The sequence below is a fragment of the Pseudomonas frederiksbergensis genome (genome assembly GCF_001874645.1).
Taxonomy (GTDB): Bacteria; Pseudomonadota; Gammaproteobacteria; order Pseudomonadales; family Pseudomonadaceae; genus Aquipseudomonas; species Aquipseudomonas frederiksbergensis_B.
The window spans coordinates 14,423-33,703 of record NZ_CP017887.1; the positions used below are offsets into that span (position 1 = coordinate 14,423).

Here is a 19,281-nt window from a genome sequence, read left to right on the forward strand (position 1 = left end):
AGCATTTCGCAGGAACGACAAAGCGCTGATTGGCGGTTTGAGAGGCTCTAGTCGTCCTTCAGAACGACAAAAGGGTCTATCAAAGCACAGAGTCCAAATCTCACGCTGAGTGCCGCAATTTGTCGTTCTAGTGAACGACTGGTATTTGACTGAATTGATAAAGGGTAAGGAATTAGGAAATGGCTAAAGCCGCAGCAAAAACGGGAAAACTGGTAGTAGGCCTCGACATTGGGTACAGCAATCTAAAGCTCGCCTACGGTTTCAAAGATGGAGCTGAGCCAACCGTCGTCGTCAAACCTGCACAGGCAGCACCGATTACTCAGATGCCAACTGGCTACGAGGATGGGTCGGCTCGTCGAGAAGGGGAATATCGTGTGTTGGTCGATGGCCAACCCTGGATCGCTTGTATAGATCCGGGCCGATCCAGCGGCATGCAGCGTCAATTGCATGAAGATTTTACTTCGAGCGATGTTTACAAAGCGCTGTTCCACGCCTCTCTAATCGAGGCTTGCCAGGACGGTGATGTCGTCGATGTATTGGTGACTGGGCTACCGGTATCTCACAATCGGAACAGGGGGATGCGTGAGGCGTTGATTGCCCGTCTCACGGGGGAGCATCAGGTCGCGGCAGCTCGAAAAATCACCGTAAAAGAGGTCATCGTGCTGGCTCAGCCAGTGGGTACATTCGTCGACGTCTTTTCCTACCATGAGGATGGGGTTGCCTTCAGCGAATCCAGCGTTCTTGTGCTCGATCCTGGGTTCTTCAGTCTGGACTGGGTTTTATTTGTAAACGGTGAACTGGTTGAAAGCTCGTCAAACAGCTCGTTGAAAGCCATGAGCGTGATGCTTGATGCGGTGAATGAAGAAATCATCAAGGATCTGGGAGGGAGCCCCGGTACCGAAAAGCTTGAAATTGCCCTGCAACAGAACAAGACGTCTATTCGTCTCTTCGGAAAGGTGGTGGAGCTTGAAATTTACTTGCAGCGAGCAGCTGCGAGGATTGCCCCGGCAGCGCTCGAAGAAGTAAGACGCGATATGCGATTCCTGGCAGGAAAGGAGCTGGACTTTCTGGTGGGCGGCGGCGGTGGTGGAAAGTTCTATATGGATGCGGCTAAAGAGGTCTATCCGAAAACACAACCCATCATTTCCGACAGCCCTGTAACGTCCAATGCCACCGGATTTTTCTGGTATGGCGTAGATAAGGCAGCCTGATAAATGCCCTCCATCAAAACACAAGTCATTGTTGATGAGTCCCATCCTGAGTTGCTGGCCGAACTGGAGCACCTCTCCCCTCGAAGCAGAGCGGAGCGTGTGAGAGCGTTGGCTACTGCCGCCATATATTTGATGAGAGGGCAGAGTCAAATGTCGAACTTCGCTGGGGCACCTAGGTTCCCGGTGGAGCCCAGCGAAAAAACAGTCACACCAGTTCCAGCGGTAACCGAAGAGGTACCCTCCTCGGTTACTGCACCTCAGCAAGCTGACCTCAAATTGGAACAACGACAACGGGCCCGAAGGCCGTTGCCCGGCAACATCAACGCAACAATGTCTTAATCAGAAGGCCCCAGTAGGGGCCTTGTGTTTCCTCAGACCGAGGTAAAAAAGGGAAATGAAATAGCGAGGGTGATGGAGTGAATAAAATTACTGCACTGCTGATACCGGAAAGATACATCGACCGAACAGAGGTACTTGCGTGCTACAGCGGCCTACAAGCGGGTTGGGAGGGGGTGCTCATCGGAAGGATCTCAGGAGTCTCAAAACCGCGCACGAGTAGCCTAGCAGCGTCTATGAGTCTTTCAGACAGCGTTGGCAATGAACTGAACGCTATAGTATGTACAAACAGCCCCGAATCAGTCTTAGAGGGAACTTCTTTTGCCTACGCTGGCCGAGTAACTGCTGAAGGAGATGGGCTCGTTTTCGAGTGTTTCAATCTGGCCAGGCGGTATGTTGGAAAAGTTGAGCCGCAGTATCGGAACACAACCAACGCAAGCCATTACTTCTCGCGTCTAACACTTGAGGAATGGGAGGCCGCAAAGTGGTTAGCAATCCATCACATGCATTTTGAGTTGGGTCCGGTCCTTCCAGGGCTTCTCTCCGTCCCTCCCGCCCAGGTAGATGTGGTGCTATCAAGAGTCCTTCAGGATCTGCATTACCCAGAGAATCCTGAGGCTGGAAGAAAGGCCAGGTCCCGAGTCGCCAGGATCCTCAAAGCCATCAGTCAGGAAAAAGCCCAATTCAAGCAGCTTTTCGCAAAGGGAAAAGGCTTCGATCGCTGGGCGCAAGGTTTCGGCTGCTTTCAGTCTGCTACCTGCTAATCCAGTTTCAGGCGTTACAGCGGGGTGACTTCAAAGTGGTTGAACAGTCGCCCGATTATGCTGACTCCAGGATCAGTTGGGTAAAACTCAGCGTCCACAGTCAAAGTAAATCCTGGGTAAGTGGAGTTCACGGGCATAGCCATGTATCCGCGGATAGTGGGGGAAACAACCCTAATGATTGCGGACCCCTGAACCGCCAGAAGAAAGTAACCTTGAGTCAAAGGCTGCTTGCGAATATCCACTAAACAGTGATCCCCCGGTTTGAGCTTCGGGGCGTTGGTATCTGATGTGATAGTCAGCAGCCTGCACAGATCTGGATCCCTCCCACCCAGGGCAAAATAACTACGGTCTTGGGTGAGGACAAATTTAGTCGCCGTCTCATGTCCGACGGGCTTTTTGCTGATGTACCCCAACTGATAGGCGAGCTCATCCTCACTCAATGATACGAGCTGGGCTTCTTTCTCGTTTGCTGCCGCGGATTCGTCGCCCGTTACCAACCAGGTGAAATTCGCCCCGGTAGCCTGGCAAAAGGACATCAAATTACTCAGGGTGGGCTCCACCTCTCCCTTGAGGTAGGAGCGAAGTGTCGAATCTGAAAAGCTCACGCGATCACAGATCCATGAATTCCCCTTTTCGCCCATTGCACGTTTCATCCGGGCAGCAAAGGCTTCCTTATCGAAAGTCGTGGGTAACACATCACTCATTTATAAGGGGTCTCATCGTTCAAGTGTTTGAATCCATTCAAAGCCTTAGGATTCTGCGTATTTAGTCTACATGAATACTAACCTTAAATAGTTACCTACCATCGTAGTCAATGACATGGCAGCGCGCCATCATTTTGACTGTTCAAGGGAAGTATTCTTGCTAGCGTCAAAAAAACTCAGAATCCTACAAAAGTGTAGGCTCAAACCACAGTTTAACCAAAAAATACCACGGTAAGCTGTGATAATTCCGCAGCTTTACGACGGCAACCTATTGCAACCCCCGACAACCCAAACTAGAATTCCGTCACAAATTAGGCGCCATTTTCCGTATCTCGCTGCGCTCATGCGTTGGGATACCAAAGAAAAGCCACGGAATTATGAGAAAAACACTTAGGATCATCGTCTTCAGCACGGCAGCAGCCTGCACCGCACCGAATGTTTTTGCGTTCGATTTGCGTGGGACAGTGTGGGAGGAGTTTGGCAAGCCAAAAGCGTTGGATCCGTTGCTGCTTTATGCGGTGGCCCTCCAGGAAAGCCGAATAGCTGCTGGCGGATCTAAGGTTCGGCCGCACCCTTACGCAATCAATTGCAAGGGTACTGGCGCTTTTTACCCTGAGACTCGGGTAAAGGCAGAGGAGATTCTTCGTAGAGAGCTCAAGCGTACCAACCTCTGCGATGTGGGGCTCATGCAAGTGAACATTCGATGGAACGGGTACCGGGTTGATCGCGTAGAGGATCTATTCGAACTAAGAACAAACGTGAAGGTAGGTGCGCAGATCCTGAGAGAGGCTATCGATGCTCGACCAGGAGACATGGAACTGGCCATCGGCGGTTACAACACCCAGAACCCCGATCTAGAGGAGACAAGCCGCGATTATGCGAGAAAAGTCCTCTCTATTTGGCGACGGCTACAGATTTTGTCCGCCCAGGTGAAGTGATGTTTGAATCTCAGTTGCTTCTCGAAGCCCTCTCCTCACTCAGCCAATCACAACCTGATTCTTTCAGGAGCTTGACTGCATTCTCTCTCGCAGAGCGTGAGTGGATGAAAAAAGTCGACCATTCGACCTACATGGGATTGGCCAGTAGTCCAGTCAGTCCGCTGACTATCAAATTTGATGACACTGCGACCTCTCAACTCAAAGACTCTGAAGACCTTTACAAGGTCATGTGTGTGCTTCTGGAGATTCGTGCGCAACTGAAGAGCGACAAACTCAAAGCCCAGTTACGGCACGGCCTCACGCGACAAATGGCGGGCTGGTTACAAAACGCAAACTTTCAATCTGTCCATGATGCCCTCCGTGGGGGACGTATCCAGTTCCAGTTGCGCGCCGGGACTGATGCTGCGGACAGAAACAGTGCATTACAAACATTACGGATATTGGGCGGAAACGCTAAGCGAGGGAGAAAGCTATGAGCCAGGCAGCATCATCGGACACCATCATCTTTGCGAGGAAGATGATCGGCGCAGGTTTTCGAAGTGTTGTGGTCAGAAACTCCACTGGGGTTTCAAGAAAGATCATTGAAAACATGCGAAAGAATTCCGACGCGCCTGAATCTTCGTGTGGGCCATTGAGTAGCGCTGAGACGTTGATCAAAAGCAATGCGGCTGCTGTCGAGGCAACCATTTTCTTGCTCAGCTATCGTCAACTGGCGATGAAGCCGGAAGAAGAAATCGATGTTGAAGCGGTGATCGCTGCATTCGACGTCTACCAGGATGCACACGGTGCTGCCCGAGGCGGAAAAGTCGATGAGACGGTTCTCCTCGATATCAATGACACCTGGGTCATTGCCCGAGATTATCGTTCTGCTGAATTGAGCGAGCATTACTGCGGTCACTGCGGGATATCGTTTTTTAGGCCCGTTCGTCTTTCTCAAAAGTCCTGCCCGCTGTGTCAACTGCAGGACGTCGAAGATCAGCCATCGGCATTTGATACTGGCCTTAATATTGCCCATGTGAGGGACGAGGCTTTAAAAATGCGCAACTGGGGTCAATCCGACGATGAAATAGCGCGTTCACTAGGTGTGTCCAGTGATGACGTTGAGAAGTTGCTAAGTCAGTAAAACGAAAGGCCCTACCCTCCCCTCTCTCCACTACAGCAGCAGTAAATGCACGTACAGACTGAAGAGCAGATCCACTGTGTGAACTCTGCTCTGCGAGCGGCAAACTCTTCCAAGCCATTGGTCATTGAGGCTGGTGCGGGATGTGGGAAGACTACCACTCTACAGTCAATCTCCTCCGCGCTGTTCCAAACAGGCCATGCGAACCAGCTGTACCTCGCTTACAACTCCGCTTTGGCTGCCGCCGGAAGAGATGCTTTCCCGAGTGGTGTCGAGGTTAGAACGGTTCATAGCGCTGCCTATCGCGCGCTTTCTAAAGCCTTGGTACACCGCAAGACAGGCACCGTTTACAGCAAGCACATCATCGATGCGCTTGCTCTAGATGGTCGATCAGGGATTCCGGACAAGTTCGCCTATGCCAGAGCGCTACTCACATCAATGGAGCGCTTCTGTGCATCAGCAGACAACAACATATGTCTGGATCACATAGCCCACTGGCTGCTGCATGACTCCATTAGCAAGGAGCAGGCAATAGCGGATACCCAGAGCTTGTTCCAGCTAGTCTCCCCTCTTAGCAAAAGCAACATTCCCGTAAGCCACGACGCTTATCTGAAAACCTGGCACCTCCTGGGCGCACCAGGTATGAACGAATATGACTCGGTTCTTGTCGACGAGGCCCAAGACAGCTCGGCGGTCATGCTTGCGTGCTTGGAGCATGCGAACAATCTGATCGCTGTCGGTGATTCTGCACAGCAGATCTACGCATTCAGGGGCGCTGTAGACGCTTTGAGAAACATGGATGGGATGCGTTGCTCTCTATCGCAAAGTTTCCGGTTCGGTCCCGAGGTAGCAATTCTTGCGAATAAGCTGCTTCAAAAGAAGAAGGTTAAACCTAGCTTGTTCCTGAAAGGTATGGCTGCCAAGGGCACAACCCTAACTGCTGCGCCGAAGGGCGAAGCAGTTACCAAAATTTATAGAACCAATGCAGAGCTCGTGAAAGACGCACTAATGCTGTACGACTACAACCGTTCGGATCAGGTTTTCGTCATTGGAGATCTTGAAGATTTGGCATTGAAGGTCCGCACTGCTTTCGACCTAAAGTCAGGGGTGCAAAGCGGGAAAAAACACCCATCATTCTTTCAGTTCAAATCATTTTCTGAGGCTGAAGTCTGGGCTGAGAAATATGCCGACGCGGAGATTGCTCAGATAATATCGATGACGAAGGAGTTTGATTCCCGATCAAGCGATGTCGTTGGGATGCTGGAAAGTATAGGGGCTCGCACTAAAGCCTATAAGAAACCACCTAGTGATGCGAAGTTTGTTCTAACAACGGCTCATCGATGCAAGGGGCTGGAATGGGCGAACACAATCATAGCGTCTGACTTTGATAAATTGTTCACCCCGTTCAACCAGAAACGTCTTGGTTCTAAGGTTGATGATGAACTGAACCTTCTTTACGTTGCATTGACTCGTGGTATACAAACGGTCGACATTAGAAGCTCTTATCTGATGGATATCGCCAAAGCATAATACTGGTGATCTACCCTCCCCCCTCCCGCTTCCACCCTCTAAGGCTTACATGATTGGCTGACGTTAGTCATTCGTTAGTCATTCGCTAGTCGTTCAGCCGCCATCCAGCCGCTGCATGAAGACTATCCAACATCCTTCTGTCGGCCTTCAGTCGTTCGCACGAACGACACCTTAATGCGCTATCCTTTCTTCCTGTTCTACTGTCGTTCAGGAGAGCCGCTGTAGAATGGCTTGAACTTTGATCACCATCAAAGAGCCTGTTCCTACTAGGAACGGGTTGCCGAATTGGAACGCGCATTGCGTGCCGACGGTGTTCCTACTAGGAACACGGTTTCTTCGAATTATGAATACAAACGGCGTTACCGCAATTGAAGAGGGAGCTAGGGTCGATGGTGTCGCATCACGACAATCATCTGGGTTGTCAGCGACGGGCACCAAATGTTCCTAGTAGGAACGGGACGGCGGACTCTACAGTGTCGTGTCCTACCCCTACCACTATGCCAAGTAGGACAACGCCGCTGCAGATTTCGAACAAAAAAAATCACAGCCAACGAACCGTAAACTAAGCTGATCGGTAGCCGGCGACGAGCCTTATCGGACCTGCCTGTCGTTAAGGGCTGGATATCGTTCCTACTAGGAACAAGGTGGAACAGCTCGCTTTTTGTGGATTTCAAGATGGACGACTGTAGAATGGCCTCGTATCGACTTGGTCGATCCTCCACGACGCTGATGTTCAGAGCAGTACCACTGCAGAGCTATCGGGCGTAAGCCGTGGAAATCAACCAAAGATAGAAAATCAACGAGGGGCGCATCTAGATCGAGCGTTCCTAGTAGGAACAGGGTATCGGTGCTTGCGTTCTTCAAACGTGCGGTAGCATCAGATCAACATTTTCAAATGGGAGTTGAGCTGTGGGAAGCACGCCAAAGTTGAAGAGGACAGTTGTTCTCGTAATCGCGAATCACAAGGGTGGGGCTGCAAAAACAACAACGGGTATCAATTTGGGGGACAACATCGCGCAGATGGGCAAGTCAGTTTGCCTCCTTGATATGGATCCCCAGGCAAATGCCAGTCGACACATAGGGTTGAGCCACCCATCAGAAATTCAATATACCGCGGCAGAAATGCTGTCGATCGTGGAGTTACCACTGGCACTGTTCATTCATGACGAAACGCGAGTTGAAGGGGTATCGCTGATTTATGGTTCGATTGGTCTTGAAAATTCCGATGACTTACTGAGGGCCGAACCGCGTCCGAACGAAGTGCTGAAGGAGCGACTTGCTCCCCTTATGGGCACGGCTGACTTCATTATCATTGACTGCCCACCAAGTCTGAAATTGCTGACTACGAACGCACTGGCGGCTGGGACCCACTTGATTGTTCCGGTTGAATCGGGCGATGCGTATGGCCTGCATGGTCATGAAGACTTGCTAAGTCGGGTTAAGAAAATCAAACAGATTAATCCAGAATTGATAAATCTAGGGGTGCTGCTCAATCGTCATGATCAGCGCCAGGTGGTCTGTAAAAACATGGAAGAGAACGCAGCGAGTCTCTACGGGACAGTTGTCCCTGTAAAATTGGGTACAACTACGAAGGTGAAGCAAGCATCAAGCCTGCAAATGACACTGCGTCAACTGGATAGCGGGAACACTGTAAGCCAGCAGTTCCGGCAACTGGCGGAGTGGCTTGTTGAGGAAACTAGAGAGTTCAGGGGGGAAGCATAATGGGTGCGAAACAAGATGTTACTTCCCCGAAACCTCAAGCAGCAGCAAAAAGGCCGGGCTTGGCGGATATGTTGAAAAACTCATTGTCACAGCAAATGAGTCAACATCGGGAGATGCAGCCGAACGAGGATGACGAGCAGGGGGCGCGTATTGCTCAGCCTCTAAGGGTTGATTTGATCGACCCCAACCCTTATCAACCTCGAATGTCTTTTGACGCAGAGGAAATTGAAGAGCTTGCTCAGTCCATCGATGAATTAGGCTTACAAAGCCCTATTACCGTCAGAGTGAAAGGTGAGCGGTTTGAGCTTGTCACTGGCGAATGCCGCCTAAAAGCTCACAAAGTGCTCGGAAGGATAATGATCAGCTCCTTCGTAGTACAGATAGACGACGAAACCAGTGCTGCGAATGCATTGCAGGAAAATGTACAGCGTAAGAATCTCTCTGATTTCGAGATATTTAACTCGATAATGCGAATGAGGGCTGACTTCAAATCGAGCAAGACGATCAAGCAAAAAATCAAAATCAGTAAAGCCCACTTGTCGAGAATTGATGCTTTCGAGGTGTTTACACCAGGTGCGATTGAGATCCTGAGGAAGAACCCGAAAATCATGGGCAGCAATACAGCTGGGGCCCTTCGATCAGCATTGAATCTGCTTCCTGAACTTGATAAAACCGCAATTGATGACGCTTTCTGCAAGGCTCTCAGGGACCTAACGAGTAATAAAATCAAGCAGAATGCTTTTGTCAGTGCCGTGCTTTCTCAGCTAGGTGTTACAAAACCCTCCAAGCCCATAACAGCATCGTCGGATATTCAGAAGGAGGGTGTAGCTATCGCATATGTGAAAGACACCAAGAAAGAACGTGTGATCTATCTAGATAAGAAAGAGTTCACAGAGGATCAATTTAAAAGCATTTGGGATTACATAAAGTCAGTATCCCCGACCAGTAAAGAGAAGGGCGCCCAGTAATTAAAGTGGCCGGAGTGCAACTTCGCGTTCTGGCCTTCTTTCGAATCCAGCCAATCCTAAATAATCTTAACCATCAATTACCACAATCGATTAGAGCCCTTATGATTTCCCAAGCCCAGTTGCTAAGAGCGGCTTTCCAGTATTTACGGGTCAAAACTGAAGAGGATTGCCCAGGGCGCGAACAAAAGGCCTCGTTACTTCTTGCAGAATTGTTGACGCTGGTGCTGTTGAGAAACAGGAATCGAAAACTTGATGACAGCTATCCGTGGAAGGTCAGCGACCTAGCATCCCAGAAAACTGAAGATTGCTTGAAAAATGGAGGAGGGAAGTGGGAGTCATTAATTTGTCGCGATCCAGCCAGTCATGCTTTGTATTTAAGCTGGCTTGGTATGGAGCGAATGACAGCAGGAAAAGACGTTTTAACTCCCGATGATTTAATTTTTTTGGGACATAAAGGGATGGTCATGGAAGGGCTGGCAATACCAGATTTGATCGGTTTAGATGATGAGGAGGCGAGGGCGGTTGCGGAGCTCATCGGGTCCTACCTCCAGCGATTTGAGATCAGACCTAGATAGGAGGAGTCGCTTTGGCCTGATTGTGCAGTAGCCTGCCAGTCGTCAGTCGGAGGATTTCGAGAGCGTCATGTACAGGACATTTTGAATAGAGAGCGAGTTGGGATAAACCCAGCCTCCCAATACTAAAAGCATCTGCAGGGCCAATCGGCACTGCAACCCGTTTCCCCCCTTCAGATACTCGGCAGAATATTCTTCCGCTTGCCGATTGATTTTCCAGCATCAACGATTTGTTCCCAGAACCGTGGTTCGCTGCTGTAAACGTTGGTGTCCACCCAAAAATCGAAGCTAGGAGGGCAGGGAGTTCCCTGGTGGTCACCTGGAAAATTATCTTGTCGTCCCACTGATATTTATTCGGCTCGCCATTGGCAGCTTCGATCAGCAGTGTGGGATCACCTGCTTCAGTAACTGTCGGTTCAAATTTCAGCGCTCCGCTGCCGCCATAGACAGTAAACCCAATTCTAGTGGCTTTCATGCATATGACCCCAAGATCCTGTAGCTCGTAATACCAGCCCTATACTACCAAATCACAACGCCCTCAACTCCGAAATCCCGGCTCGGCCACTGATTGCAGCGCTTCGCGCGATGGGAGGGAAAAGGGAAGGTAGGTTGAAGGTGGAAGGTAGGGAGAATGGACGGGGAAGAGGGTATATGGTTTATATTGAACATCGAGCATAGGGCTGGTATTACGCTGTTCGGCTTGGACCATGGGAATGGCGCCACAAAGAACATGACCTTAGTGAACGTATGCGCTGGTAAGGGGGGAGCGATGATTTTCGACTTACACGATGCGTGGAACGATATGAACCGCGCGCAGCATGATTTCAATTCAGAGTGGATGTCCAAAGTCGTTGCAGCACAGGTATGGGTTTTGCCAATAAAGGCCACCGCTCAAAGTTCAAACGCGATTACACCAATAATGTTGGAAGGGCAGGAGGCTATCGAAGCTTCAAGTAGGGCCATGGCACAGTTTGAAAAGGAAGAGACTCAACACCCAGGAACGGTGATGCGTCTACCTGGCTGGATAGGCGTTCATACCTCGGTACTCGCTTCGGCCCGTGCGGCAAATAGGGCTCGGCAGAGTTTCTTGGATCTGCTCGACACTGAAACCCAAAAATCAAATCTAAAGACAATGTCCAAAGGGAAATATGCCCGGACGGTTTTAAAAGTACAGGTGGTTCTTAAGCAGATTGAACGCCGGATCCAGGTGTTTGACGGAACGCCACGACGTATTCTTTTCACCTGGGCGGGGAATACAGCCGCGCCGGAAATGGTGGCTCTCTCGACGGTTATCGAAAAGCTGCAGATGCAGTTGGAAGATGCTGTCCGTGCAGAGGATCTACCAAAAGAACAACAACGCCGAATGGAACTGAGAGCACTCAGTGGATTGAGTCAGGATGCTGTAATGCATCGATACAGACCAATTGCCCCACATCCGCGCGTAATGCTCTACTTTGGAGAAGGTGCTCGATACGATGCCATGCCACACGCCAACCTACCTATTTTCGTTGTCATGGATGAAAAAGCTCCCTGGCCAAGAGTGGATGGCTTAGGGACGTTCGATCCAGAAAAGGCTCGGCGTCTCCGATCGGACAAGGCAACTCGCCAACCCGTCATTCCGCGGTTGGACCTTTACCTACAGACGGATCGCGAGTCCGGTAACGGCGAGGTGGGTCACGGGACAGCTCTGCCCCTGGACTCAACGTACAACCAAAAAACGTAGAGGACTTGCATTAAATCGGAGGGGGTTACAATGGAAGTACAAACCGAGGAGAACCCCATGAACTATCTGAATCTGATTGTCGACGAAGCACGGATTGTGGAGCTGCACATCGAGGCAGCTCTATCTGTACGGGTGACCATCAACCGGAATACCGGGGTAACTCCAGGTTTGAGCGACCACCAAAATCTACTGCTGCGCTCGATGGCTGCCATTTTGACTAAAGCTGAATCGAACGGCGCGGATCAAGCATTGGCGGCTGACTTCATCAATATGGCCGATGAGCTGAAAGAAAGCGTATCGAATAAAGCAGAGTACCTAGAGCAGGCAAGTAGAGAAATATTGCCTTGGGAGAATCCAGCGCACTACGCAGTGAATGCAATTCAGAATGTTCTGCGTAAGATTGATAAAGCGACCGGCTCCTCAATGATTATGGGGCTGATCAAGCTAGGACTCGCATTAGCTATGGTCTGGGCCGTCAAGGAAGAAGGGAAGGGGACTGGTGAGTTTCTTGCCGCAGTAGCTGGGATGGTCTTCGTTATGGTCACTGTGATGGCTCGGGTTAAAGGCAAAGACTTGTCAATCGCCTCGTTCATTGTCGGCGCCGCTATTGCCTACGGTGCTGTCTACTTCACAACGCATGGTAGTACAGAGAATGCGCTTGGGATCTGTGCAGTCGGCGGTGTATTCGCAATGTTGTACATACTTATTGCCAGCGCGCAGAAAGTAGATCCAGGCATGGGGCATTCGTCGACGACAGCAAACAGAAATGTGATGGGGGGCCCTGAAGAAACCTTCCTGATGACAAATCCAGCAACTGGCTTGCCGATGATGGGTGATGTGGACATCGAAGGGAATGCATATGGAACGGGAATGGATCGTTAATTTCCTAAAGATCACACCATGAACACATTGGACGCGGAATAGCAAAATGAAGCGGTCGACAACATGGCTAAACACCAATGTAGGCCGCCACGTTCCCCCTAACGAACCGAACAGAAAGGATTCAGAAGCGATGCCCCTAATGATTAATACTGAACCGCTGCTGCCGTACCTGGCTGCCGTCGATGCGGCCAACGAGCCGCGCTACGCCTTGGCCAAGGCCTATCGCGAGTTGCCGCAACCGGTGACCCAAGCGCAAACCGACCAGTTCCAGGCAGACTACCAGAAGGCCAGCACCGACTGGGCGAACGCCTGCGGAACCCTAGCGCACTGGCTGGCGGTGGAAGTCGAGCGGGGCCAGGTCGCCGAGCAATAGGCAACGAGAAAGGAACCCCGGTATGGCGACGTTCACCTACGACGAGAAAGCCGCCGCCCTAGAGCACTGGCAGACGTATTACCTGTCGGCGGTTTCGCGGGGGGGGGGGGGGGGATCGTCACGACATGCGGCAAGCCTGTCTGGTCGCCAATGGCGTGGCCAAGGGGCTGCAATTGGCCGGACTGCTGAGCCGTGACGAAATGATGGGGCTGATTCGCCAAGCCACGACCGTGCGCCGTAAACGGCAGGTACTTTTGGACGAACTCACCGACTCGGGCGAGTAGCCCGCCGCGTTACCTATAACGAATTCAACCGAAAGGAATCCCCGCCATGCCAGAGTTAACCCCGAAAAAAGCGGCGGTCTATGCCGAGGTAAGTGACGCTCTGGACGTGGAAGGCTACGGTGATTTGTTGACCGGTCAGCCGGTGGATGTGCATGACGCCTTGGCGCAAATGGTGCTCGATGCTGAGCAGATGATGAACCGTGGCGAGCGGCTGCAATCGAAACTGGCCGAGGCGGATGATGACGCCGAGGTCGAGCGAGCCGACGCCGAAGGGTAGGGCGCCGGTACCGACATTTCCCCGATCAGAAAGGAACCCAGCCGATGATCGACAGTGACAAACTCCAGTCCACCCTGGCGGCTTAGTAGGCCGCTGGCAACGCCATCGTCACAACCGTGCAGGCGGCCGACGCCGCGTTCCTGCTCGGCGATACGCCGGTACCGGAAAAGTCCCCCACCGGATCCGGTGGGGGATCGAGGTCACCAGTGGTGGAGGACGTTGGCCACGGTGAACCCGCCGACCACGATGGCCACGACGACACTGAGGATCTGGAACAGGGGAACGTAGGGTTTAACCTGGTCGGCCAGGTCGAGGGCCAGAATTTGGACGGACAGAAAGACGAATAGTAGATAGTCGAACATTGGATTGTTTTTAATAGGTTCTGACTATTTATAGGGGGTCGAGGTCGACCTGACCAATTCGAAGCCCGAGAACCGAAAAAAGTCCGGTGCACCGAAAATGGGTGCGCGGAGCCACGAAGGCGGGGAGAGGCTGGGGAATATCCCGTTATTCGCAGCCACGTACACGCGGCTTGCCGGCTCAGACCGGGGGAATTATTCGGAATTATGGCTGGGCCATAATTCACGTCAGACTGTCGAAATGTCGTGCTAACTGTGACATAATGTCATCTAACATACGACGCAAGCGGAGCAGCTATGGTTGGCGACGATGATTTTCTGAATGCCGAGCAGACGGTCGCTGTCTTGGCCGAGAAGCTGCGCAACGACCTGGACGAGCTGGGCTGGACGCCGGCTGCGCTGATGGATCGCATGCGCTCCTTGGGCGACTACCGCTCACCGCAGACCATTCTGCGCGGGATCAACCGGGCCCTTGAGGGCCAGATTAAGGTCTCCGGCGAACTGCTGGCTCTGGTGCGGCAGATGGTGCGCTTCAAGCGCCGTCTGTTGCGCACCTATGGCAACGCGCTGTGGACGGAGCTGGGCGATGGCTCGCACACAACGCAGATCGAGGATTTCAGGATTACCGTGGCCCCGCAAACGAAGGGGCGGTGGCTGGTGATTGTGGTGCATAAGGACGGCTTCAGCCCGCCGTATCCGCGCTGGCAGGATACGCTGGAGGCCGCGCAACACATGGCCTTCATCACGTTAGATAATGCGCAGAACTGGATGCAGGATTACGCTGAAGAGCAGGCCCGTGAGGCACCAGAAAAGCAGGGTAGCGCCGGGTAGGCCTGGAGCACAGGAGGTTGCTGGCGGGTTCGACGCTGCAGCTGCTGCGCAAGCGCAGAGTGGTTCGACAAACTGCTGGCCGCCGAGGACTATTTGGCGGCGCGCGCGATCCGCGACGGCGGCTGTAGGTTGTACAAATAAATGCGAATGACACAGCCTGTGACTCTCGTTTTTTCGCTAAATCTCTCCCACATTAAATGCGACCAATATCGGAATTAGCTGCGCCCACGTCTGGATTTACGCGCAATAGGTGCGACAGCCCTAGGGGGTAGGTAAAAGACAAGCCTGACAGCCATCATGGTCACCAACTCGCGCATTGGACCTTTAGTCGTAGCGCAGACCTAACGACCATGGCAGTTCTTGAACTTCTTACCTGAGTCGCAATAACAAAAATCATTACGCCCCAACTTCTCCCCGCCAGGCGCTCTGGTGAGAACCGGCTCCGAAGTCAGAAATGTGCTACGCGAAGATTCCTTTACGTCGACAGCGGGGCGGAGCGGGATCACACAGGCCTCACGGTAAAGATATTTCGTGTTTTGTTCTTTTGCTTGCAGGCCGCGGCTCTCCAAAGTGGACTCTATATCCTGCGTGCGCGCGCTTCGGTCGACAACGGGAACACCGTTCTTATCGAAGAGCGCACAGATCATTAAATCTTCCACACCCGTCTCGCGATCTGAGCCATAACGACCAATATGCGCTCGCACTCGTCCTATCAGCCTGGCAGCGATTGCCAGGCAGTCTTCTCTTAGGCTGTGGGGATCATCATCTTTGGAGATTGTTTCGTAGCAAATTTGTAAAAGGTCCGCTGCCTTAATTAGACCTTTCACATCCAGATGAAGTGCCTCAGTCAATTCGGCAAAGGACAGCGCCGCGCGAGCTCGGTAAGTCCGATACTTCCCGTAACGCACGACTCGCTCGAACTTAGCCAGTGCATCGGTTTTCAATCGGCCAGGGACTCTGCCGGCCTGAATCCAGCAAGCCAAGTTGTAGACAGCGCCGGGGTGGTCTTGGTCTGCAGCCTCGATAAGCCACCTAAGAGACTCAGCCTCGTCCTTCGGCAAGACATTCCCGTCATGGTAAAACACGAATAGATTGAACTGGGCATGCGGGAATCCAGCCTCTGCTGCTTGGAGTGTGCATTGCGCAGCCGCTACGGGGTTGACCTCGCCGCCTAAGCCTTTCGCATACATCGCTCCAAGTTGCCCAAGCGCTTGCGGATGTCCTTGCCTGGCCGCTCTCTCGAACAGCTCACGGGCTACAACGTGGTCTTCGATAAAAATTCCAGTACCGTCGATGTACCCGTGGGCCACATACACAAGTGCTTCAACATGGTCGGCGTCGGCAGCACGTGAAATCAGGCGTTCGCCATCTGATTTTTTTTGTTCACCTACATCGCTTCGATTTACTTCGTAGATGCCAGCCTGATACATGCAGTTGGGATGGCTCTCCTCTGCTCCTCGCTTAAACCAGTACATCGCCTGGTCTATATATGGCCAGGCTTCGACGCTGTATCCGTCAAACCGCAAAAGCGTTTTTTGCTTCGTGATCTGGTCAGCCTTTTCCTTGAAGTACTCCCCCGCCTGGTTCATGGCCTCAACGTCGCTTTCCAGCATGGCGCGATAGCACATGTCCCGCAGTGCGCTGGACTCCACTGCGACAATCTCGTACCGAGGCACCTCCTCATAACGCAGCTGATAGATATGCTTGATCAGGTCTCGAGCCGCATCCAAGGCTTGGGCTACTAGTGCATGGAAATCATGCTCTTCGAACTCGAAGTCCTCAGGGTGAGCAGCGATGTTCCCTGTCCACTGAAGGGTCTTAAGGTAGCGAAGTGCCGGTGGTTTCAGCATGCTGCGGCCATTCAGGCTCTTGATTCTGGCATCAAGCCCAACATCAGAGAGATCCTTATCTAGGTAGACGCAAAAACTCGCCGCAAGCCCCCGAAGATAGGTAAGCGCATGAATGGGCGTGTCCACGCTAAAGGCTTTGCCAGCCTGGTAGAGGCGTCCAATTTCGGGCGTCGCGCCCTTCGCAAACTCGATGTCGTCCATGATTATCCGTTAGAGATGAGTACGACTGCCTCGCCCATCAAGCTAGAAATATCGTGGGCCGAGGCAATAAATTGTCGTTATCTGAGTATAGATACGAAGCTAGCTTCATACTTGAAAATAGAATTTTAACACCCGCCACATGAACACATGAACACATGAACATGAACACATGATTGTCCCAAGCCAAAGAGCGTCTGTGTCATCAGGTGGTCTTTTCTGGCTTGAAGGCGCCGTGGCCTATCTTACTGGACCAAGGTGCTTGCACTGACTGACGTGTATGAAGCAATGCCTGATGGCACAGGAGTGTCCGGGGCGATAGTCAAAGCAACCCGACGCGTTCATTAATCGGCAAATGAATCGTATAGCTTCAACCTTCGCAGGGATCTTCCTCAGAAGGGATTCGAAAAATAGCTTTGACATCGACAAAAACAGCATGCGACATTTGTCCACGTTTTATGGAATGTGGACAGAGAGAGGTTGTTTCCGTGTGAAAAGTCAAGACATTTTACTCATGTATAAAATGGCCAGCCTTCACGCACAGGAAGAGGTGTCGCCGACTGGCCGCCAAACAGTGGCATGGGGCGGTCTTTCCTTGATTGACTTACTGCCTGATGGCTATACCCCTGAATTGAAATTTATCACTTCCCCGCCGGCTGACGAATCCTGGGACAACATCGAGGTCGCCGTTAAACGCATCATCGACGCGGACTCGTTCAAGTGGGAGGGATGGGGCGCCGACGATGATATCCCCCAGAAAAGGGCCGCGGCTAAATGGGAAGACCGCTACACCCTGAGGTCTCTTGCTGAATCCTTGGGCTTGAGCAAAAGTGAAATCTCAAACTCATTCGTCCGGTGCCGGGAGGCTGGGCTTGTAACAAACGACTATGAGACGTCCCTGCCCAAGGTGAATCGCCTTGCTCTTTTAAAAATAACCGAGCACGCGCTGAAGTACTTTTTTCCAGTCAAGCCTGGCGCCCTGGTGAGAGGAATTCCAACAGGGTTTGCATCGCCGGTACTTTCCAAGCACCTCAAAAGCGCGGGTGGAAATATCCATGTCTGGCCCGACCCGCATGGCACAGAGCGTGGCCAGGCCGTCGAACCCATTTACAAGACAGTGCCTGAAGCTGTGAAGAACGACCGCACCCTTTACCACTATTTAGCGCTAGTGGACTCCATCAGGCTGGGCGGACCCCGCGAAACCAGCGTTGCAATTCAACTCCTTAAAAAAGGTATGGGCCTTTGAGCATTGCCTCAGATCACAACTTCGAGATGTTGAGCGCCGTCGCGGAAGGATTGGGCGACGAGCTTTTAAGGGAGGTCGCTTTTGTTGGCGGCTCTACAACCTGGCTTCTATGCACTGACGACATTGTGCTGGACGATATCCGCAGCACTGATGACGTTGACCTAGTCATTGAGCTGGGTGGAATTGCTGATTGGCAAAGACTTACAGAACGCTTGGCGGCGAAGGGTTTCAAAATTACCGCCGAGCACAGCGATGTGACGTGTCGGTTCAAGTTCAACGACGTCATTGTCGACGTGATGCCATCCGTGAAGGAAATACTCGGCTATGAAAACCGCTGGTTCGTGGATGGTCTGGCGAACGCAGACACCACCACACTCCCAAGCGGGATTGCGATCAAAATCTTCAAACCAACCTATTTTGTCGCTACAAAGCTCGAAGCGTTCAAAGGCCGAGGTAACGGCTATGCCTACCATAAAGATGTCGAGGATATCGTTCTCGTTGTAGACGGTCGAGAGAGCTTGCTAGAAGAGGTTAGCGAAGCGGATCAAGAACTACGGGCGTATATTGCGGCCGGTATCGCCGGTCTGCTGGCACTCAATTCTTTCGAACATGTTATTGAAAGCTCGCATTCAGTCAGCGCGAACCCGGGCCGAGGCAAGGTGATTTATCAACGTCTTAAACAGTTGAGTAACGTCAAATGATCTACTCAACAAGGTCTGTTAAGGGGCAAGCCAGAGACGAGAACCGCGATTGTGTAGGGGCAGCATTTGATGGAGTCCGGGGAATTTTTGTCGTAGTCGATGGCACGTCTAAACCCGGCAGCGGCCAGCTCGCACAGGCACTGATCGACCAGATACTCACACGATATTGCGAGAAAATCGCGAGTGGCTGCTCGGATAACAGCCATGAAGAGGCAGCGGTATTGCTCAAGGAGGTATTGAATGACGCACACGACACTCTCTTCTCGACGGCCTTCACAGGCTCGGCGAGTTATCTGGTCGGGGTAGCCGCCGCAGGACTTCTCACAATCGCTTACGAAGGCGACTGCTGTGCTGGTAGTGTGGAAATCTCAAGTAGCCCGATCACGTGGTTCACAGCACCTCACTGTCTTGCCAACTGGAAGCGTGATCGCGATCACAGACAACTGGCAGCAGATCTAGGCCGGCACCAAATAAGTCGGAGTTTCAAAGCACGGAAAAAACCAGACCCTGAGATAGTCACAAGGGCGACCGTTGAAGGTGAGAAACTGGTTTTTGCCACCGATGGCTTTTGGGCTGACTTGAGCGATGTGACACAAGCTCAGTTGCTTGGAGCTGAGATGTCCGATCCCACCTATGTCGATGACGACGTCTCCTGGATAGTCGTTCAGATCCCGGCTTAATATCACCCGACC

Annotated in this window: 22 protein-coding genes; 18 read left to right on the top strand and 4 right to left on the bottom strand. The window is 52.0% G+C overall.

What is annotated here, in order from left to right:
- Positions 1-179 precede the first annotated feature (179 nt).
- On the top strand, positions 180-1,211 hold the full coding sequence (locus tag BLL42_RS27500; RefSeq protein WP_071555884.1) for a ParM/StbA family protein: 1,032 nt from the start codon (positions 180-182) through the stop codon (positions 1,209-1,211).
- A gap of 416 nt (positions 1,212-1,627) precedes the next feature.
- Positions 1,628-2,311, top strand: coding sequence for a hypothetical protein (locus BLL42_RS27505; RefSeq protein ID WP_071555885.1), 684 nt, complete (start codon positions 1,628-1,630; stop codon positions 2,309-2,311).
- 14 nt (positions 2,312-2,325) lie between these two features.
- Here the strand turns inward: BLL42_RS27505 and BLL42_RS27510 are convergent, their stop codons facing one another.
- Entirely contained in the window at positions 2,326-3,015 is a 690-nt protein-coding gene (locus BLL42_RS27510) for a S24/S26 family peptidase (protein ID WP_071555886.1), read from the bottom strand.
- A 377-nt stretch (positions 3,016-3,392) separates the two neighbouring features.
- Here BLL42_RS27510 and BLL42_RS27515 point away from each other — a divergent pair, with 377 nt between their 5' ends.
- From BLL42_RS27515 to BLL42_RS27545, 7 genes are all read left to right on the top strand, one after another.
- Positions 3,393-3,953: a lytic transglycosylase domain-containing protein gene (locus BLL42_RS27515; RefSeq protein ID WP_071555887.1), complete on the top strand. Its 561-nt coding sequence runs from the start codon at positions 3,393-3,395 to the stop codon at positions 3,951-3,953.
- On the top strand, positions 3,953-4,429 hold the full coding sequence (locus tag BLL42_RS27520; RefSeq protein WP_071555888.1) for a hypothetical protein: 477 nt from the start codon (positions 3,953-3,955) through the stop codon (positions 4,427-4,429). Before BLL42_RS27515 ends, BLL42_RS27520 begins: the two co-directional genes overlap by 1 nt.
- The gene (locus BLL42_RS27525; RefSeq protein ID WP_071555889.1) at positions 4,426-5,076 is read left to right on the top strand and encodes a FlhC family transcriptional regulator; all 651 of its coding nucleotides are present in this window, start codon (positions 4,426-4,428) and stop codon (positions 5,074-5,076) included. Before BLL42_RS27520 ends, BLL42_RS27525 begins: the two co-directional genes overlap by 4 nt.
- A 45-nt stretch (positions 5,077-5,121) precedes the next feature.
- The gene (locus BLL42_RS27530; protein ID WP_071555890.1) at positions 5,122-6,603 is read left to right on the top strand and encodes a UvrD-helicase domain-containing protein; all 1,482 of its coding nucleotides are present in this window, start codon (positions 5,122-5,124) and stop codon (positions 6,601-6,603) included.
- A gap of 909 nt (positions 6,604-7,512) precedes the next feature.
- Positions 7,513-8,325 carry a ParA family protein gene (locus BLL42_RS27535; protein ID WP_081427371.1) on the top strand — a complete coding sequence of 271 codons (813 nt, stop codon included), beginning with the start codon at positions 7,513-7,515 and terminating at the stop codon, positions 8,323-8,325.
- A complete protein-coding gene (locus tag BLL42_RS27540) occupies positions 8,325-9,293 on the top strand; it encodes a ParB/RepB/Spo0J family partition protein (RefSeq protein WP_071555891.1) in 969 nt (322 codons plus the stop codon). The genes BLL42_RS27535 and BLL42_RS27540 overlap by 1 nt, the downstream gene beginning before the upstream one ends.
- Before the next feature lie 101 nt (positions 9,294-9,394).
- Positions 9,395-9,868, top strand: coding sequence for a hypothetical protein (locus tag BLL42_RS27545; protein ID WP_071555892.1), 474 nt, complete (start codon positions 9,395-9,397; stop codon positions 9,866-9,868).
- On the opposite strand, the gene BLL42_RS27550 is transcribed toward BLL42_RS27545, so the two are convergent.
- Positions 9,861-10,340, bottom strand: coding sequence for a hypothetical protein (locus BLL42_RS27550; RefSeq protein WP_071555893.1), 480 nt, complete (start codon positions 10,338-10,340; stop codon positions 9,861-9,863). The two genes, BLL42_RS27545 and BLL42_RS27550, sit on opposite strands and share 8 nt — an antisense overlap.
- A 156-nt stretch (positions 10,341-10,496) precedes the next feature.
- Between BLL42_RS27550 and BLL42_RS27555 the strand changes: the two genes are divergently transcribed.
- The 5 genes from BLL42_RS27555 (at position 10,497) to BLL42_RS27570 (ending at position 13,404) form a co-directional block, all read left to right on the top strand.
- A complete protein-coding gene (locus BLL42_RS27555; protein WP_071555894.1) occupies positions 10,497-11,588 on the top strand; it encodes a DNA replication terminus site-binding protein in 1,092 nt (363 codons plus the stop codon).
- A gap of 57 nt (positions 11,589-11,645) precedes the next feature.
- Positions 11,646-12,470 carry a hypothetical protein gene (locus BLL42_RS27560; RefSeq protein WP_129587019.1) on the top strand — a complete coding sequence of 275 codons (825 nt, stop codon included), beginning with the start codon at positions 11,646-11,648 and terminating at the stop codon, positions 12,468-12,470.
- 130 nt (positions 12,471-12,600) lie between these two features.
- Positions 12,601-12,843 carry a hypothetical protein gene (locus BLL42_RS27565; RefSeq protein ID WP_129587020.1) on the top strand — a complete coding sequence of 81 codons (243 nt, stop codon included), beginning with the start codon at positions 12,601-12,603 and terminating at the stop codon, positions 12,841-12,843.
- 125 nt (positions 12,844-12,968) lie between these two features.
- Positions 12,969-13,127 carry a hypothetical protein gene (locus BLL42_RS30105; protein ID WP_161492362.1) on the top strand — a complete coding sequence of 53 codons (159 nt, stop codon included), beginning with the start codon at positions 12,969-12,971 and terminating at the stop codon, positions 13,125-13,127.
- Positions 13,128-13,173: 46 nt separating this feature from the next.
- Complete coding sequence (locus BLL42_RS27570) at positions 13,174-13,404, top strand: hypothetical protein (protein WP_071555897.1); 231 nt, start codon at positions 13,174-13,176, stop codon at positions 13,402-13,404.
- Positions 13,405-13,604: 200 nt separating this feature from the next.
- Here the strand turns inward: BLL42_RS27570 and BLL42_RS30110 are convergent, their stop codons facing one another.
- Positions 13,605-13,766, bottom strand: coding sequence for a hypothetical protein (locus tag BLL42_RS30110; protein WP_161492363.1), 162 nt, complete (start codon positions 13,764-13,766; stop codon positions 13,605-13,607).
- 294 nt (positions 13,767-14,060) lie between these two features.
- Here BLL42_RS30110 and BLL42_RS27575 point away from each other — a divergent pair, with 294 nt between their 5' ends.
- On the top strand, positions 14,061-14,594 hold the full coding sequence (locus tag BLL42_RS27575) for a hypothetical protein (RefSeq protein WP_071555898.1): 534 nt from the start codon (positions 14,061-14,063) through the stop codon (positions 14,592-14,594).
- Between the two features lie 341 nt (positions 14,595-14,935).
- On the opposite strand, the gene BLL42_RS27580 is transcribed toward BLL42_RS27575, so the two are convergent.
- Positions 14,936-16,645 carry a DUF4145 domain-containing protein gene (locus BLL42_RS27580; RefSeq protein WP_071555899.1) on the bottom strand — a complete coding sequence of 570 codons (1,710 nt, stop codon included), beginning with the start codon at positions 16,643-16,645 and terminating at the stop codon, positions 14,936-14,938.
- Positions 16,646-17,105: 460 nt separating this feature from the next.
- On the opposite strand from BLL42_RS27580, the gene BLL42_RS27585 reads away from it, so the two are divergent.
- The 3 genes from BLL42_RS27585 to BLL42_RS27595 are packed head-to-tail and all read left to right on the top strand — an operon-like array spanning position 17,106 to position 19,269.
- A complete protein-coding gene (locus BLL42_RS27585; protein ID WP_081427397.1) occupies positions 17,106-17,888 on the top strand; it encodes a MarR family transcriptional regulator in 783 nt (260 codons plus the stop codon).
- Complete coding sequence (locus tag BLL42_RS27590; protein WP_071555900.1) at positions 17,885-18,589, top strand: hypothetical protein; 705 nt, start codon at positions 17,885-17,887, stop codon at positions 18,587-18,589. Before BLL42_RS27585 ends, BLL42_RS27590 begins: the two co-directional genes overlap by 4 nt.
- Positions 18,586-19,269, top strand: coding sequence for a serine/threonine protein phosphatase (locus tag BLL42_RS27595; protein WP_071555901.1), 684 nt, complete (start codon positions 18,586-18,588; stop codon positions 19,267-19,269). The genes BLL42_RS27590 and BLL42_RS27595 overlap by 4 nt, the downstream gene beginning before the upstream one ends.
- Positions 19,270-19,281 lie beyond the last annotated feature (12 nt).